Source organism: Parafrankia irregularis (assembly GCF_001536285.1).
Taxonomy (GTDB): Bacteria; Actinomycetota; Actinomycetes; order Frankiales; family Frankiaceae; genus Parafrankia; species Parafrankia irregularis.
In genome coordinates this window covers 95067-109465 of record NZ_FAOZ01000017.1, presented here as the reverse complement: position 1 = coordinate 109465, position 14399 = coordinate 95067, and the positions used below count along the sequence as shown (strand labels likewise).

Here is a 14399-nt window from a genome sequence, read left to right as displayed (position 1 = left end):
AACGGTGCCCACAGCCGCCGGCGCCGGGTCATCAGGGCTCGCCGATCCGGTAGCCGCCCTCGCGCACCGTGTGGACCACCGGCGGATCACCGAGTTTCGCCCGCAGCCGGCGGACCGTCGTCTTCACCGCCGTCGTGAACGGGTCCGCCGCCTCGTCCCACACCCGTTCCAGCAGCTCCTCGGCAGGCACCGGACGTCCCGCCGCGGCGAGCAGGCACTCCAGCAGCGCGAGCTCCTTGGGGCTGAGGTCGAGGCGCCGCCCTGCTCGCGACGCGACCCGCCGGCCCGGGTCGAGGGTCAGATCCCCGTGTTCCAGCACCGGCGGAACCAGTGCGGTCGGCCGGCGGGCCAGCGCGCGGACCCGGGCCACCAGCTCCGCGAAGTCGAACGGCTTCGTCAGGTAGTCGTCGGCACCCAGACCGAGCCCGTCGACCCGGTCCCGGACCGTGCTCGACGCGGTCAGCATGAGGACCCGGCTGGCCGGGCACGTGACGACGATCCGCCGACACACGTCATCGCCGTGCGTACCGGGAAGGTCGCGGTCGAGCACCACCACGTCGTACCGGGTGGACGCGAGGCGCGCCAGCGCGTCGTCGCCGTCGGGCGCGACGTCGACCGCCATCCCCTCGCGCCGCAGCCCGCTCTGGATCGCACGGGCCAGGATCTCGAAGTCCTCCACCACCAGGACGCGCATCGCACCACCATCCCAGGCGGGCGGTGTCAGCCCGGTGTCGTCCGGCGGCACCGGCCTGACACCGCGGGGTGGCTAGAACTCCCTCTATGATCAACGTGAACGGCCTACGGAAACGGTTCGGTGCGGTCACCGCGCTCGACGGGATGACCTTCACCGTCCCGGCGGGGCAGGTCACCGGCTTCGTCGGGCCCAACGGCGCAGGTAAGTCGACCACGATGCGGGTCATCCTCGGCCTCGACACCGCCGACTCCGGCGAGGCCCTCATCGGCGGGCGCCCCTACCGCGAGCTGCGCAACCCGCTGCGGCACGTCGGCGCGCTCCTCGACGCCTCCGCCGTCGGCCCCAGCCGCACCGCTCGCAACCACCTGCTGTGGCTCGCGCACTCCCAGGGGCTCGGCGCGCGCCGCGTCGACGAGGTTCTCCAGGAGGCGGGGCTGACATCAGTCGCCCGTCGCCGGGTCGGCGGATTCTCCCTCGGCATGCGGCAGCGGCTCGGCATCGCCGCCGCGCTGATCGGCGACCCGCCCGCGCTCATGCTCGACGAGCCGTTCAACGGCATGGACCCCGAAGGAATCATCTGGATGCGCCGCTTCACCCGGGCACTCGCCGACGCCGGGCGTGCGGTCCTGGTCTCCAGCCATCTGATGAACGAGCTGGAGGACATCGCCGACCGGGTGGTCGTCGTCGGCCGCGGCAAGGTGTTCGCGGACGCCGGCGTCGCGGAGCTGCTGGCCGCGGTGTCGGACGGCCGGGTCACGGTGCGGACGACCGCGGGCGGCCCGGCGGCTGCGGTCCTGGAGGCGGCGGTCCTGGCGGCCGGCGGCGGCTCCGTCACGCCGGCCGGGCCAGACGCCCTTGTGGTGGCCGGTCTGTCGGCCGAGGAGATCGCCGGGCTGCTCGGCCGGCACGACGTGCCGTTCTCCGAGCTCACCGCCCACCGGGCGACGCTGGAGGACGCCTACCTGAACCTCACCCGGGACGCGGTCGAGTACCGGGCCACCGTGGCGGGGGAGGGACGGTGAACGGCTTCGCGAACACGCTGCGCGCCGAGTGGACGAAGTTCCGGACCGTCCGTGGCTGGGTACTCGCCACCGTCGCCGCCGCCGGGCTCATCGTGGCGCTCGGGGTGATGCCCGGGATGGAGGGGACGTGTGGAAGACACGGCCCCGGCTCCGGGTGCGAGCTTCCGCTGGGTCCCGGCGGCGAGGAGGTGACGGACAGCTTCACGTTCCTTCACCAGGCACTCGCCGGGGACGGCAGCATCACCGTCCGGGTGACCGGCATGACGGGCATCCTCCCCGGCGGTGGCCCGAACGGCCGCGATGACAGGGGGGATCCGAACAGCGGGAACGGCACCGGGGACCCGGGCAGCCCCAGCGGCCGAGGCGGCGCGGACGGGCCGAGGCACGGGGTCGCGCCGTGGGCCAAGGCCGGCCTGATCGTCAGGGCGGACACCGGCCAGGGCTCGACCTACGCCGCGGTCATGATGACCGGTGCCCATGGCGCCCGGATGCAGTACGACTACACCCACGACCTCGCCGGCGGGCCGGATGCCGCCACCGCTGACCACCCGCGCTGGCTGCGGCTGAGCCGGGCCGGGGACACCGTCACGGGTTCCGAGTCGGCCGACGGCGTCCGGTGGGTCACCATCGGCACCGCCCGGCTGCCCGGCCTGCCGGCGACCGCCCAGGTGGGGCTGTTCGTCACGTCGCCGCAGTACACCGAGGCGGTCCACGCGGGGCTGGCGTCCGGTGCCATGGGCGGGCCGAGCCAGGCGACGGGAACCTTCGACCACCTCTCGACCGGGGACGGCTGGACCGGCACCGCCTGGCAGCCGGACGTCATCGGTGCGGCCGGCGACCCTGGCGGTGCTGGCGACCCCGGTGACGGGCCGACGAGCGGTGCCGAGGGCTTCGAACGCGACGGCGACACCCTGCGCCTGAGAGGCTCCGGCGACATCGCCCCCGCCGTCGCGGGTGCGGCGGGGCTCGGCGTGTCGATCAGCCAGACCCTGGTCGGCACGTTCGTCGGGCTGATCGTGGCGGTTGTCGTGGGCTGCGTCTTCGTCACCGCCGAGTACCGCCGCGGGCTGCTGCGGACGACGTTCCTGGCCAGTCCCGGCCGGGGGCGGGTGCTGGCCGCGAAGGCGGCTGTCGTCAGCGGGGCCATGTTCGTGACGGGCCTCGCCGCCGCCGCGGCCGTCGTCACCCTCGGGCAGCGGGTGCTGCGGGGCAACGGCGTGTACGTCCACCCGGTGCCGATGCTGACGGAGCTGCGCGTCGTGGCCGGCACCGCCGCCCTGCTCGCCCTCGCCGCGATCCTGGCGCTCGGCCTCGGCACGTTGCTGCGACGCGGCGTCACGGCCATCACGGCGGCGGTGGTCCTCGTCGTGCTGCCGTACCTGCTCGCCGTGACGATCCTGCCCGTCGACGCGGCGCGGTGGCTGCTGCGGGTCACCCCGGCCGCGGGGTTCGCGCTGCAGCAGTCGGCACCGGAGTACCCGCAGGTCGCGAATCTCTACACGCCGGCGGACGGGTACTTCCCACTCGCGCCGTGGGCGGGTCTGGCGGTTCTCGCCGGTTGGGCGGTGGTGGCACTCGCCGTGGCCGCGGTCGCGCTGCGCTGGCGGGACGCATGAGGTACGCGCTGCGCGCCGAGTGGACCAAGGCGTGCACATCACCCGGCCTGCCCGCGCTGCTCGTCACGATGGTCGTGAGCATGGTCGCGCTCAGCGCGGCGGTGGCCGCGGCCACCGACCCGCTGCCCGGCACCGACCTGCCGAAGCTGGGCCTCACCGGGGTGCTGCTCGGCCAGGCACTGGTGGCGGTCTTCGGGGTGCTGGTGATGGGCGACGAGTACGCCACCGGCCTGGTCACGGTGACGTTGACGGCTGTTCCCCGGCGCAGCTGTGTGCTGGCCGCCAAGGCGGTGGTCGTCGCCGGCGTGCTGGCAGCCGCGGCGACCATCGCGGTGGCCGGTTGCCTCCTGGCCGCCCGGCTGGCGCTGCCCGCGGACGCCGTCGCCGCGCGCCCGGCCGTCGGCTCGGTGCTCTACCTGGTTCTCATCGGACTGCTGAGCCTCGGCATCGTGACCTGCGTACGCAGCTCCGCCGCCGGGGTGGGCTCCGTCCTCGCGCTCCTGTACGTGCTGCCGGTCGTCACCGCCGCGGTCGCCGACCCGGCCTGGCAACGGCACCTGCGCCAGATCGGCCCGGCGAGCGCCGGGCTCGCGGTGCAGGCGACCGGCGCCGACCTCGACATCGGCCCCTGGACGGGCCTCGGGGTCCTGGCACTGTGGGCCGCCGGCGCACTGCTCGCCGGCGCGGCGCTCCTGGAACGCCGCGATGTCTGACGGGCCCTGCAGCTGTCGGCGGGGCCCTGCACCTGTCTGCCGGCGGAGTATCCGTCGTGGCGTACCCACCCGGAGGCCGGCGAGAATATCCTGCGAACTCCACCGGAAACCCTCGCGGCGGCCTACCGGTAGCTACTCGGCAAACGTGGTGCGCTCTGCCCCGGTCAGGTGTTGCTGTGCGGCGTCATCGGATCGGCTCGGGTGTCGGCTCGGCGTGGGTGCGTAGGGCCTTGATGGTTACCGGGCCTGCGACCTGCGGGCATGCGTTCGACGGACGGAAGCCGCCGATCGGGGCCGCCGCGTGGGGCTTCGGGCATTCGGGTCCGCCGCCGGCAACGCGCGGGTGTATTTGGTGGTGGCCTCGACCGTGCTCGGTCTGACAATTTCCGGCGGTGCGAATCCGCTCACCCGGCCCTCGTGGCGAGTGTGTTCAGAAAGGGACGTAAGGTCGCGACATCGGCGATCGGTCCGTCAGCGGCCGGATCGCCTGATCGCAGGTGGAGCGACTGACGTGGAACGGGGCCACAATGGTCGATCAGCAGGGTTCGCAGTCGGATGTGCCGCCACGGTGGGCGGTGCCGGTCCCAGGCTGGGACGGCGGCAATTCTGACGTCGCATATCTCGACAAGACGCTCAGGTATGGCGATGTCGAAACCGCTCTGGACGAGAGCGTGAGCGTTCGGGTGCTGGTATGGATGGGGCTGAACGCCGCCGTCGCGAGCGCAATTATCTACCTGATCTTCCTTGCTTTCGCGGTGTTCGTGGCGGTTGCTGGCAGCGAGAGCACGGCCGCGGGCCTCATGCTCTTCGGAGCGCTGGTTTCCGTTGTCAGCTTCGCTGTGGTGCTGCTGGGAATGCGTGTTCCCGAGCCGGTCGCGGAATGGCGGGTTCTTCTCGCTGACCGGGCCGACAGCGCGGCGTCCACCTACAGTCAGATCGCCGGCGCGCTTCGGATGCGCAGGATGCCGATCGGTCTTGAGGTGAGGCCGTTCGAAACCGGTTCGCCGCGTGACGGTGTGCGCTACCGTCTCGTGCTGCAGGAGAACTTCTACGTCACATACGTCTCGGTCTTCGCCTACGGCACGAGCCTGTATCTCGGCTGGATGATGTGGCGCTCGCGCCGCGGCGGGCAGTTGATCTGGCAGTTCTATTCCGATCTCCTCGCTGGCGTGCTCGGGCGCATCAGTCCCGAACTGCGCATGCTGCGCACCGAGCGCCCACGGGCCATGCGGGAGGCTGTGCACGCCGCCTGCCGGGAAGGGCTGTTCGTCGCCTACGAGCAGCGCGACGTGCCGCTCGAGTTCGGCTTCCCGCACCCGCAGGAACGCAGCGGCATTCCGACGGCGCCGAGCATGGCACCGTCGCCCTTCCAGCCGCCTCTCGTCCAGCCGCCTCTGGTCCAGCCGGCGCCTCGACCGTCACAGCAGGCCCACCAGTCGGGGCCGAGCTGGCCGGGCACATCACACCAGGCGGCGACGTACGCTCCGCTGCCGCAGCATGATCCCGTCACGGCTGACCAGCAGGCCTTCCCACCGCCGCCGTTCCCGCCGCCTCCGTCCCAGCCTCCGAGCGAGGTACCGGAAGGCGGGCCCGGGTGGGCTTTCGAGCGTGCCTCCAGCTGGCCGCCGAGCGCCCCGGCCGGGCCGGATACCGGCAACGTGTTCGGTCGCGGGAACGACGGCGATGACTACCGGACGAGATGACGGCGTCCACGTGGTCTCCGGCGCCGCGGGTGGCCACTGGGCCTGGGCCGCCGCGGAGGTCGAGCCGGTCAGGCCGGTGGGGGTCGGCGCCGCAGAGGCGGCTGCGGCGGAACAGGTGTGGCTGGCCGGGCTGTGGGATGTCGCCGGCCCCATGCGTTTCGAGGTCCGGTACATAGCCTTCCCGGGCTCGGAGTGGCTGACCTGTGTTCTGCTCGCGCAGACCTACGACCTTGACCGGCGCTCCGCCGTCCGCCGGGCACTGACGCTGCGGGACCGGCTGGCCGGCGCGCCGGCCCATGTCCGCGTCACGCCGGTGCTCGACCCGGCCGCGGTCGCGTACCTGCTTGCTCCACTGCACCCGTGCGGCGAGGGAATGGTCGAGATCCGCAAGGCTGTCGCCTGGTCCTGGTCGCGGCGGGCGGAGCGCAGGGTGTGTGTCGCCGTCTCGCCCTACACCGGCGGCGGCGACTGGCAGGCGGTCTGGGAACAGCTGCTGGCCAGGCCGGAAGGCACGCTGCTGGGCGTCTGTATCGAGCCGTACCGGCTGAAGCCGGGCGAGAAGGCGGCGTTGACGACACTGGCCGGCCAGTACGCCGCCCTCTCCCGGGACGCCACGTCGCCGGTGAGTCCGCGGCCGTTCCCCGCGGACCAGTTCGCCGTGGCGGCGCGGCCGCTGTACGAAGCGGCGGTGCGCCGCTACGTGGACCAGGTCTTTCGCGTCCGGATCTCACTGGCGTCCGCCGCGCCGATCGGCTCGGACCTGGGCGAGCGGGCTGCCGCGGCCATCACTCCGGCGGTGGCGGGCACCGGTTTCGCCGGCGGGGCGGCGGTCGCCCGCCCGCTGGGCGACGAGCTGCACACAGCATGGACCAACATCACGACTATGAGCCTCGACTGGCTGAACCGCACCTATGACCTGGGTGTCCCGCCGGGCACCATGGCCTCGGGGGAGCGCTTCCTCACGGAGATCGCCGACCTGACCGAGACCGCGGCCGTGTTCCGGTTGCCGCACGAGGCCGCTGGCCGCCGCCCGCTGTTCGACGGGCCGCTTCGGCGCCGGGCGGCGGCCGAAGGCGTCGGCGCTCCCTTCACCGTGGTCATCGCCCACGACGAGTCCGACGAGCGGGCGGCCAGTCTCGTCGAAGGGCACCTGACGCTGGCGGGTCTCCACCCGTGGCGGGCGAACGTCGATCTGCTCGCAGGGGCGGATCGCCGGCTCGAGATGCGGCGGACGATCCGGCAGAGCGGCTTCGTCCTGGTGTGCCTGTCCACGAGATCCGTCGACCGGGCCGGGGATCTGCATCGGCAGCTCCGCCTGGCACTCGACGTGGCCGAGGAGATGCCGGAAGGCCGGATCTTCGTCATACCGGTCCTGCTGGACGAGCACTGCGCGCTGCCCGTCCGGCTCGACCATCTCGAACCGGTTCGGTTCTACCGGCCCGACGGCCCGGAACGCCTGTTGCGGGCGCTCGGTGTCGGCGCGCGCAGTGCCCGGGTCAGTTGACGGAACCCATCCGCCGTGAACAGGTCGACCCACCGGTACTCCTGTAGAGCCGATGGGGGGTCGCACTCGTCGAGCCGTGCGGGCACGATGAACACCTCGTGGTCGGGGAGTTCGTCCGCGTGATCGAGCGCGATCCTGATCTCCCGGTGGAGCTGGCTGGGCCGGGCCAGCGCGGTGGCTGACAGGCACGGCACGAAGAAGTCGCAGTCCAGCACCGCCCGGCGAACGGCCAGATCCCGCCGAGAGCCTCCGGTCACCTGCTCGGACCCGAGCCACGGGGTGAGGCCTGCGTCCGTCAGCAGGTTGGCCAACGCCTGGACCTTGCCCTGGTCCGCCCGGTCATGCGACAGGAACACCGTCGGCGGGGACGGCGTCGGCGCTGGCAGCGGTGTGGACGCCCCGGCCGGGACGGGTCGTGACCCGGTGGCGTCCGCTCGCCGCCCGGCCACATGGCGGTCGTGAAGATCGAGGAAGACGCGATTGGCCGGGTAGCGGACGAGGACAGCCGCCAGCAGGCGCCGGCAGGGCTGGGCGACCACTCCGGCCTCAAGCGTCTGGAAAACCTCGAACCAGGCGTGCTCCGGGGTGCTGTGGAACGACGGCAGGCGTGTCCGCGGGACGTCGATCTCGCCGAGCAGCATCTCCGCCGACGTCCGGTCCGGCGCCACGGCTGCCAGCGCCGTCCGGAACCGTTGCAGGTCCTCCCGGCTCAGCGGGAGATCGTCAGCTGGCCAACCAGCGGGCGGCGCCAGGGGCGGGGGAGCCGTCTGCGGGAAGTCCGGCGTGCCCGGCAGGTTCGTCGTCACGATCTCACCGTTCTCCCGTCAGCCTCGCGCAGGCAGCCCGGCGCCTGATGCCAGTATCGGGTGAGAACGGGACGGATCTCCGACGGCAGCCTCGTTTCGCCTCCCGGCAGGTCGTCAGTCGCGCGCGTCGTCCGGGTAGCGCACGGTCACGCCACCACCGCTCGAACCGACGTCGATCCGGCTCGGGCTGGACGGATCATGGCGAACCTCGCTGGTGCGCACCGATCCACCGCTCGACGAGGCGCGGATGTTGTACGGCTCGCCGGTGTCGGGCACCACCACGGTGACCCCTCCGCCCGACGACCGCACCACCGCGTCGCTCGGGGCCGAGGCGAAGGTGAGGCGCACACCGCCGCCGCTCGACGACACGTCGACCATCTCGGACCGCAGGCGCTGGCCGGTGATCCCGCCGCCACTGGAGCGTAGGCGCAACGGCCCACCCACATCGTCGACCCGCACCCCACCGCCGGACGACGACACGTCGATCGCGGAGTCGATCCCCTCGACACGTACCCCACCACCAGAGCCGCGGACGTGGACCGCGACGTCGGCGGGCACCCGGATCGTGTAGTCGACGCCGCACCACTGGCTGAGGAAAGGGTGACACGAGGCCTGGACCACGAGCTTCTCACCGTCGACCCACGACTCGTTCCTCGGTTTCCGCAGGCCGTAGGTGACCTTCGCCTCGACCACGATCTCATCGGCGTCGGTTGCCACGATGCGCGTGCTTCCCGCGCCGTTGTGCACGTCGAGCGAGCGGACATCCTGAGTGAACACGCCACGCGTGTTCGAGCGGTCGAAGGCCCACAGCTGCATGAACGAGACGGCGCCGTAGACGAGCGTCGTGACGGCGACGACGCTGCCGAACGCGATCCACGCCGCGCGTGCACCGGAGCGATGCGGAGGTCGCGGCGCCGGCACTGGTCGTGTTTCTGTGATCACGGGGCCCCCAGCCACTGGAGTACGGCGAGCACACGGCGATGGTCGTGGTCGGTGGGTGCGAGGTCGAGCTTCGCGAAGATGCCGCGAACGTGCTTCTCGACCGCACCGTCGCTGACGACGAGGTGATGAGCGATGGCGCTGTTGGTGCGGCCCTCGGCCATGAGCTGCAGCACCTCGCGCTCGCGGGCGGTGAGCCGGTCGAGCGGATCGCGGCGGCGGCTGCGCGCCAGCAGCTGCGCGACGACCTCGGGGTCGAGGACCGTGTCGCCGTCACCGACCCGCCGCACCGCTTCGACGAAGTCGCCCACGTCGGCCACCCGATCCTTCAGGAGATAGCCGAGCTTCCCGTTGTCGCCCGTGAGCAGGTCGGTGGCGTAGCGCTCCTCGACGTACTGCGACAGCAGGAGGATGCCCACGCCGGGCCAGCGGCGACGGACCTCGATCGCGGCACGAACGCCTTCGTCGGCGAACGTCGGCGGCATGCGCACATCGACGATGGCCAGATCGGGGGCGTGCCGCTCGACCGCCTCGATCAGCTGCGCGGCGTCTCCCACCGCGGCGATCACGTCCTCGCCGGCGTCTGCCAGCAGGCGGACGAGACCGGCGCGCAGCAGCACCGAGTCCTCCGCGATCACGATCCGCATGGCAGCTCGACCAGAACCGAGGTCGGCCCGCCTGGCGGGCTCAGCACCTGCATCCATCCGCCGAGCCCGCGCACCCGTTCGTCGAGGCCCTGCAGGCCGGTTCCCCCGGCCAGGGTGGCGCCACCGCGGCCGTTGTCGCTGATGTCGATCACGAGCAGGTCGCCGCGCCGGGCTATGGAAACCTTCGCCGCCGAGGCCTGCGAGTGTTTCGTGACGTTGGTGAGTGCTTCGGCGACGATGAAGTACGCCGCGCTCTCGACGGTGGACGGTGGTCGGGGGTCGACCGTGATGTCGAGTTGAACGGGGATCGGGCAGCGGGCCACCACCGCGGACAGTGCCGCGTCGAGGCCGCGGTCCTCAAGGATCGCCGGGTGGAAGCCCCGGACGAGATCACGCAGCTCGGCCAGCGCGGCCTTGGCTTCCTGGTGTGCGTTGGTGACGAGCTGGCGGGCGCGTTCGGGGTCCCGGTCGAACTTCTCCCGGACCATGCCGAGGTCCATCGCCAGCGCGACGAGTCGTTGCTGCGCCCCGTCGTGCAGGTCACGCTCGATGCGTCGCCGTTCGGCCTCGGCGCTGTCAACCGCGGCGGACCGCCCGGCCTCGGCCGAGGTGCGGCTGGCCTCGAGCCGGGTGACCTGCTCGCGCAGCTCGGTCTCGGGAGAGGGACCGAGGAGCGCGCGAACGATCAGACCACTGGCCGTCGTGAGCGCGACGGTTGCCCAGGGTGCGGCGACGAGCAGCCCGATGGCCCCGGTGACGCTGCCGGCGAGCGCACCACTGACACCAGACAGCTCGAACAGGCCGAACTCGGCGCTGTCACCCGGCAACGCACCGAGGTAGAGCGGCAGGATCAGCAGCGCGAAGGATCCGCTCCACACCGTGGTCAGCACCGCGAGCCTGATCACTCCGATGGGCATCAGCAACAGGCAGTAGGCGATCTCGCGCCAGCGGCTGGCGGACCTGGATCGCTGACCGAGGCGACTCAACCAGTTGCGGCTGGTGAACGGCGCGTGCGGTGACGGTAGATGGATGTCGAGCAGGGCGGCGGCCCGCGACCGCTCCAGTGCTCCGATGACGCTGGCGCTGACGAACAGCGACCAGATGAACGGCAGTGCCACCGGAAAAATGATCAGCAGCGAGGCGGAGACCGCCAGAAGCGTGATCACAAGGACGAACGAGACCGTGCCGATGAACAGGTCGAGCACGCCGTGCACGACGCCGTACCACGTACGCACCGTTCGCCACGGCGAGAGCAGCTTCCTGACCATGTGCTCACCGTAGGGAAAACGCTCACCACCACGCCATCCCGCCTGCCGCCGTCATGGGAGTAGGGATTTCCCTACTCGCGGATGCCGGCCCGGCCCCGCCCGGCCCCGCCCGGCCCGGTCCCGTGACGGGAGGCGGTGCGACGTAGGCTGATCAGCCATGTCGGCGCAACCACTGCAGGAACTTGTCGAACCAGGCTGGGCCCAGGCTCTCGAACCGGTCGCCGACCAGATCGCGGCCATGGGTGACTTCCTACGCGCCGAGATCGCCGCGGGCCGCACCTACCTGCCGGCCGGACCACATGTGCTGCGGGCCTTCCAGCAGCCGTTCGACGAGGTGCGGGTGCTGATCGTCGGGCAGGATCCCTACCCGACGCCGGGGATGGCCATCGGCTACAGCTTCGCGGTGTCCCCCGAGGTGCGCAGGCTTCCCGGCAGCCTGCAGAACATCTTCCAGGAGCTGAGCGCGGATCTCGATCTGCCCAGGCCCGCCAACGGCGACCTGACCCCCTGGACGAGTCAGGGCGTCCTGCTGCTGAACAGGGCGCTGACGACCGCGCCGCGCCAGCCCGGCTCGCACCGGGGCAAGGGCTGGGAGCAGGTCACCGAGCAGGCGATCCGGGCGCTGGCCGGGCGGGGCAAGCCGCTCGTCGCGATCCTGTGGGGTCAGGACGCACGTAGCCTGCGGCCGTTCCTGGACGGTGCGGCGGTGATCGAGTCCACGCACCCGTCGCCCCGCTCGGCTGACCGTGGCTTCTTCGGGTCCCGGCCGTTCAGCCGGGCCAACGACCTGCTGCTCCGGCAGGGCGCACAGCCCGTCGACTGGCGCCTGCCGTAATCCTGGCCTGCCTCGGTGGATCCGAGGCAGGCCAGGCTGTCAGGTCAGACCAGGTCAGCAGCTGGTCGCGGCGAGCAGGTCGAGCGAGACGGCTTCCGCCATCTCCTGGTAGCCGGCGAGGCTGGGGTGCAGGTTGTCCGGCGAGGCGTAGGCGGGCAGCAGCTGGGACGGCTTCGCCGGGTCGCGCACGGCGGCGTCGAAGTCGACCACGCCGTCCGCCAGGGTCTGGGTCCGGACCCAGGTGTTGATCTGCTGCCGGTAGTTCTCGCTGTTCGGCGCGAGGAACGTGCCGTCGACGATCGCGTTGGCCGCGGGCGTGATCGTGCCCAGCCAGATCTTGAGGCCGGCGGCGTGCGCCTTTGTGATCAGCTCGGTGTAGGCGTCCGTGATCTGCTGGGGGGTGACGCCGTTGCCGAGCCCGAGGTCGTTGATGCCCTCCAGCACCAGGACTCCGGCGACACCGGGGATGTCCAGTGCGTCGGCCTGGAAACGTGACAGTCCGCTGGGCCCGGCGAAGGAGATCAGGGTGCCGAGGAGCTGGTTGGAGCCGATTCCGGCGTTGACGACCGAGACGGGCAGGCCGGCCGCGTTCACCCGGCGCTGCAGATAGTCGGGGTAACGGCCGTTCTTGTCGGCCACGCTCTTGTCCGCCGGAATGCTCACCGGGCTTCCGCCGACGAAGCCGTCCGTGATGGAGTCACCGAACGCCACGACCGACCGGGCGCTGGCCTGCACGTCGAGCCCACTGACGTAGAACCAGCTGAGCGTCTTCTCGGTGAAACGCGAGTCGCTGGTCTGGATCGTGAGGTCGCCAGCACCCGCCCTTGTGTAATAGGAGGTCGCGTTCGCGTTCCAGTGCCGGGTCGGCGGGCTGGTGGTGGCGGGCAGGTACATGCTGATCGTCAGCGGTGTGAACGTCTCGACCGCCAACGCGACCGGGTCGCTGACGATCTCCTGGCCCGCGGGCACGGTCACCGAGGCCGCGCCACCGAACGTGACCTCCACCGGAGTCCCGATCGCGGCGCCGCTCTGCTGCCGCGCGGCTGTCACGTGCGCGAAGGTCAGCGGACTGGTGCCGAACCGGTTGCTCAGGTGGATCCGGGCCGATGACCCGCTCAGGTGCGGTGTGATCACCGTCCGCAGCGTCTGCCTGGTCAGTCGCTCGGGAATGATCCCGAGGGACGGGTCGACGAACGACGAGGCGTCGGTGGGGCTGGCGGCCCAGCTGGCCACCCACTGCTCGGCCCCGCAGGTGCCGGCGGGGGCAGCGGAGACCGACGTGGCGCCGGCACCGGTGGCCGCCAGTCCGGTTCCCGCTACGGCTAATCCGAGGGCCGCCACGACGATGGCGGCCTTTCGTGACCTCATGCGCATGCTCACTGTCTCCTTCTCGCGCCTGCCGTCTGATGGGCGAAGGCTGTTTGATGGCCGCCAGCCGCGTCCGGAGCGCAAGGGCTAGTGGGCCGAACAACCATGCCAACGGCCGGGGATGCTCCGTTTCACCATCCCCGCGTCCGGCATGGAAGCTATTACCGCCGAAATTTTATCGTCAACACCAACTACCCGTTGGTGCCTGAATTCTTGCAAGCATGGCGGAGCTTGCTGCATGTCTACTTCGGTGCGAACAGGCGGTAGTGCGTCCCATCGGGAAGAAAAGTGGGACGTGAGCATCCGGAAAGTCTCACAATTAAATCGAGCCTCGGTCATCTCGATTTCGACCGCGGTCAATATGGAAGGATATCGAGCGGCATGAAGGGACAGGGCGGTCCCGGACTTCGAGTGATCACGTTGGATGCCGGTCGTCATGCGCGGTGGCGCATCGGTTACTAGTCTCGCGCCCGTGGGATGGCCGGCGGCGGGTGCGGTGCTGGGCGGGGAGAGCGATGTGCTGCGGCTGCCGTCCGTCGTAACCAGTGCTGACGTTGCCGAGCGATGGGTGTGCCGGCTGGCGGTGGAGTCCGGCCTGGCTGCCGACGACTGCGAGTGGCTGGCGCTGGCGGTGCGCGAGGCCGTGGTCAACGCGGTGATCCACGGGAATCGTCTCGATCCGGACCTGCCGGTTCGTCTGCTCCTCGACCGCGCCGAACGCCGGATCACCGTGACTGTCAGCGACCGGGGCTCGGGTTTCACCCCTTGCGTGGCGAGTGATCGCGAGGTGAACCTCACGCCTTCGGGCCGGGGGATGATCCTCATCGCCCACGGCGTCGATGCCCTGGACGTCATTCGCCGCACCGATCCACCGGGATGCGACGTGGTCCTGGTGAAACATCTACCGGAAGGGCAGCCCTGATACCCATGAAGATCAACCGTCGCCAGCAGAACGGCGTCACGATCCTCGACCTGTCCGGCGCGATCACTATCGGGGAGGGGGACATTGTGCTTCGTGAGGCCGTCAACGACGAGATGGAGAACGGCACCCGCAACCTCCTGCTCAACTGTGCCAGCGTGACCGGCATCGACAGCTCCGGTATCGGCGGGCTCGTCAGCTCGTACACCACGGCCCAGAAACATGGCGGGAGTCTCAAACTGCTCAACCTGACCCAGAAGGCCGGTGATCTTCTGGTCATCACCAAGCTGATGACCGTGTTCGAGATCCACGACGACGAGAAGGAGGCCGTCGCCAGCTTCTGAGCCTGGCGGGTCTGCTTCCTC

14 protein-coding genes are annotated in these 14399 nt (G+C 70.9%); 8 read left to right on the top strand and 6 right to left on the bottom strand.

Annotation, left to right across the window (positions count from 1 at the left end; translation table 11 throughout):
- Positions 1–31: 31 nt before the first annotated feature.
- Entirely contained in the window at positions 32–694 is a 663-nt protein-coding gene (locus AWX74_RS23320; protein ID WP_091281017.1) for a response regulator transcription factor, read from the bottom strand.
- Positions 695–780: 86 nt separating this feature from the next.
- On the opposite strand from AWX74_RS23320, the gene AWX74_RS23315 reads away from it, so the two are divergent.
- The 5 genes from AWX74_RS23315 (at position 781) to AWX74_RS23295 (ending at position 7252) form a co-directional block, all read left to right on the top strand.
- Positions 781–1716, top strand: coding sequence for an ATP-binding cassette domain-containing protein (locus AWX74_RS23315; RefSeq protein WP_091280849.1), 936 nt, complete (start codon positions 781–783; stop codon positions 1714–1716).
- Complete coding sequence (locus AWX74_RS23310) at positions 1713–3332, top strand: DUF1349 domain-containing protein (protein ID WP_091280846.1); 1620 nt, start codon at positions 1713–1715, stop codon at positions 3330–3332. The genes AWX74_RS23315 and AWX74_RS23310 overlap by 4 nt, the downstream gene beginning before the upstream one ends.
- Entirely contained in the window at positions 3329–4045 is a 717-nt protein-coding gene (locus AWX74_RS23305) for an ABC transporter permease (RefSeq protein ID WP_091280843.1), read from the top strand. Before AWX74_RS23310 ends, AWX74_RS23305 begins: the two co-directional genes overlap by 4 nt.
- Positions 4046–4620: 575 nt before the next feature.
- On the top strand, positions 4621–5748 hold the full coding sequence (locus tag AWX74_RS23300; RefSeq protein ID WP_193209842.1) for a hypothetical protein: 1128 nt from the start codon (positions 4621–4623) through the stop codon (positions 5746–5748).
- A complete protein-coding gene (locus tag AWX74_RS23295; protein ID WP_091280837.1) occupies positions 5729–7252 on the top strand; it encodes a toll/interleukin-1 receptor domain-containing protein in 1524 nt (507 codons plus the stop codon). Before AWX74_RS23300 ends, AWX74_RS23295 begins: the two co-directional genes overlap by 20 nt.
- Here the strand turns inward: AWX74_RS23295 and AWX74_RS23290 are convergent.
- From AWX74_RS23290 to AWX74_RS23275, 4 genes are all read right to left on the bottom strand, one after another.
- On the bottom strand, positions 7180–8058 hold the full coding sequence (locus AWX74_RS23290; protein WP_091280833.1) for a toll/interleukin-1 receptor domain-containing protein: 879 nt from the start codon (positions 8056–8058) through the stop codon (positions 7180–7182). The two genes, AWX74_RS23295 and AWX74_RS23290, sit on opposite strands and share 73 nt — an antisense overlap.
- A gap of 114 nt (positions 8059–8172) precedes the next feature.
- Positions 8173–8979, bottom strand: coding sequence for a DUF4097 family beta strand repeat-containing protein (locus tag AWX74_RS23285; RefSeq protein WP_091280829.1), 807 nt, complete (start codon positions 8977–8979; stop codon positions 8173–8175).
- Positions 8980–8996: 17 nt separating this feature from the next.
- Positions 8997–9644: a response regulator gene (locus tag AWX74_RS23280; protein ID WP_091280827.1), complete on the bottom strand. Its 648-nt coding sequence runs from the start codon at positions 9642–9644 to the stop codon at positions 8997–8999.
- On the bottom strand, positions 9632–10912 hold the full coding sequence (locus AWX74_RS23275; RefSeq protein ID WP_091280823.1) for a sensor histidine kinase: 1281 nt from the start codon (positions 10910–10912) through the stop codon (positions 9632–9634). Before AWX74_RS23275 ends, AWX74_RS23280 begins: the two co-directional genes overlap by 13 nt.
- A 157-nt stretch (positions 10913–11069) precedes the next feature.
- On the opposite strand from AWX74_RS23275, the gene AWX74_RS23270 reads away from it, so the two are divergent.
- Positions 11070–11747 carry a uracil-DNA glycosylase gene (locus tag AWX74_RS23270; protein ID WP_091280820.1) on the top strand — a complete coding sequence of 226 codons (678 nt, stop codon included), beginning with the start codon at positions 11070–11072 and terminating at the stop codon, positions 11745–11747.
- Positions 11748–11801: 54 nt separating this feature from the next.
- Here the strand turns inward: AWX74_RS23270 and AWX74_RS23265 are convergent, their stop codons facing one another.
- Positions 11802–13115, bottom strand: coding sequence for a GDSL-type esterase/lipase family protein (locus AWX74_RS23265; protein WP_242666373.1), 1314 nt, complete (start codon positions 13113–13115; stop codon positions 11802–11804).
- Positions 13116–13611: 496 nt separating this feature from the next.
- Here AWX74_RS23265 and AWX74_RS23260 point away from each other — a divergent pair, with 496 nt between their 5' ends.
- Together AWX74_RS23260 and AWX74_RS23255 are read left to right on the top strand one after the other, a co-directional pair.
- Entirely contained in the window at positions 13612–14037 is a 426-nt protein-coding gene (locus AWX74_RS23260) for an ATP-binding protein (RefSeq protein ID WP_207550395.1), read from the top strand.
- 5 nt (positions 14038–14042) lie between these two features.
- Positions 14043–14378 carry an STAS domain-containing protein gene (locus tag AWX74_RS23255; RefSeq protein WP_091280812.1) on the top strand — a complete coding sequence of 112 codons (336 nt, stop codon included), beginning with the start codon at positions 14043–14045 and terminating at the stop codon, positions 14376–14378.
- The last annotated feature ends 21 nt before the right edge of the window (positions 14379–14399 follow it).

Coding starts and splice junctions, on each gene's coding strand:
- AWX74_RS23320 (WP_091281017.1), bottom strand. CDS start 694: ATGCGCGTCCTGGTGGTGGAGGACTTCGAGATCCTGGCCCGTGCGATC.
- AWX74_RS23315 (WP_091280849.1), top strand. CDS start 781: ATGATCAACGTGAACGGCCTACGGAAACGGTTCGGTGCGGTCACCGCG.
- AWX74_RS23305 (WP_091280843.1), top strand. CDS start 3,329: ATGAGGTACGCGCTGCGCGCCGAGTGGACCAAGGCGTGCACATCACCC.
- AWX74_RS23295 (WP_091280837.1), top strand. CDS start 5,729: ATGACTACCGGACGAGATGACGGCGTCCACGTGGTCTCCGGCGCCGCG.
- AWX74_RS23280 (WP_091280827.1), bottom strand. CDS start 9,644: ATGCGGATCGTGATCGCGGAGGACTCGGTGCTGCTGCGCGCCGGTCTC.
- AWX74_RS23275 (WP_091280823.1), bottom strand. CDS start 10,912: ATGGTCAGGAAGCTGCTCTCGCCGTGGCGAACGGTGCGTACGTGGTAC.
- AWX74_RS23270 (WP_091280820.1), top strand. CDS start 11,070: ATGTCGGCGCAACCACTGCAGGAACTTGTCGAACCAGGCTGGGCCCAG.
- AWX74_RS23265 (WP_242666373.1), bottom strand. CDS start 13,115: ATGAGGTCACGAAAGGCCGCCATCGTCGTGGCGGCCCTCGGATTAGCC.
- AWX74_RS23255 (WP_091280812.1), top strand. CDS start 14,043: ATGAAGATCAACCGTCGCCAGCAGAACGGCGTCACGATCCTCGACCTG.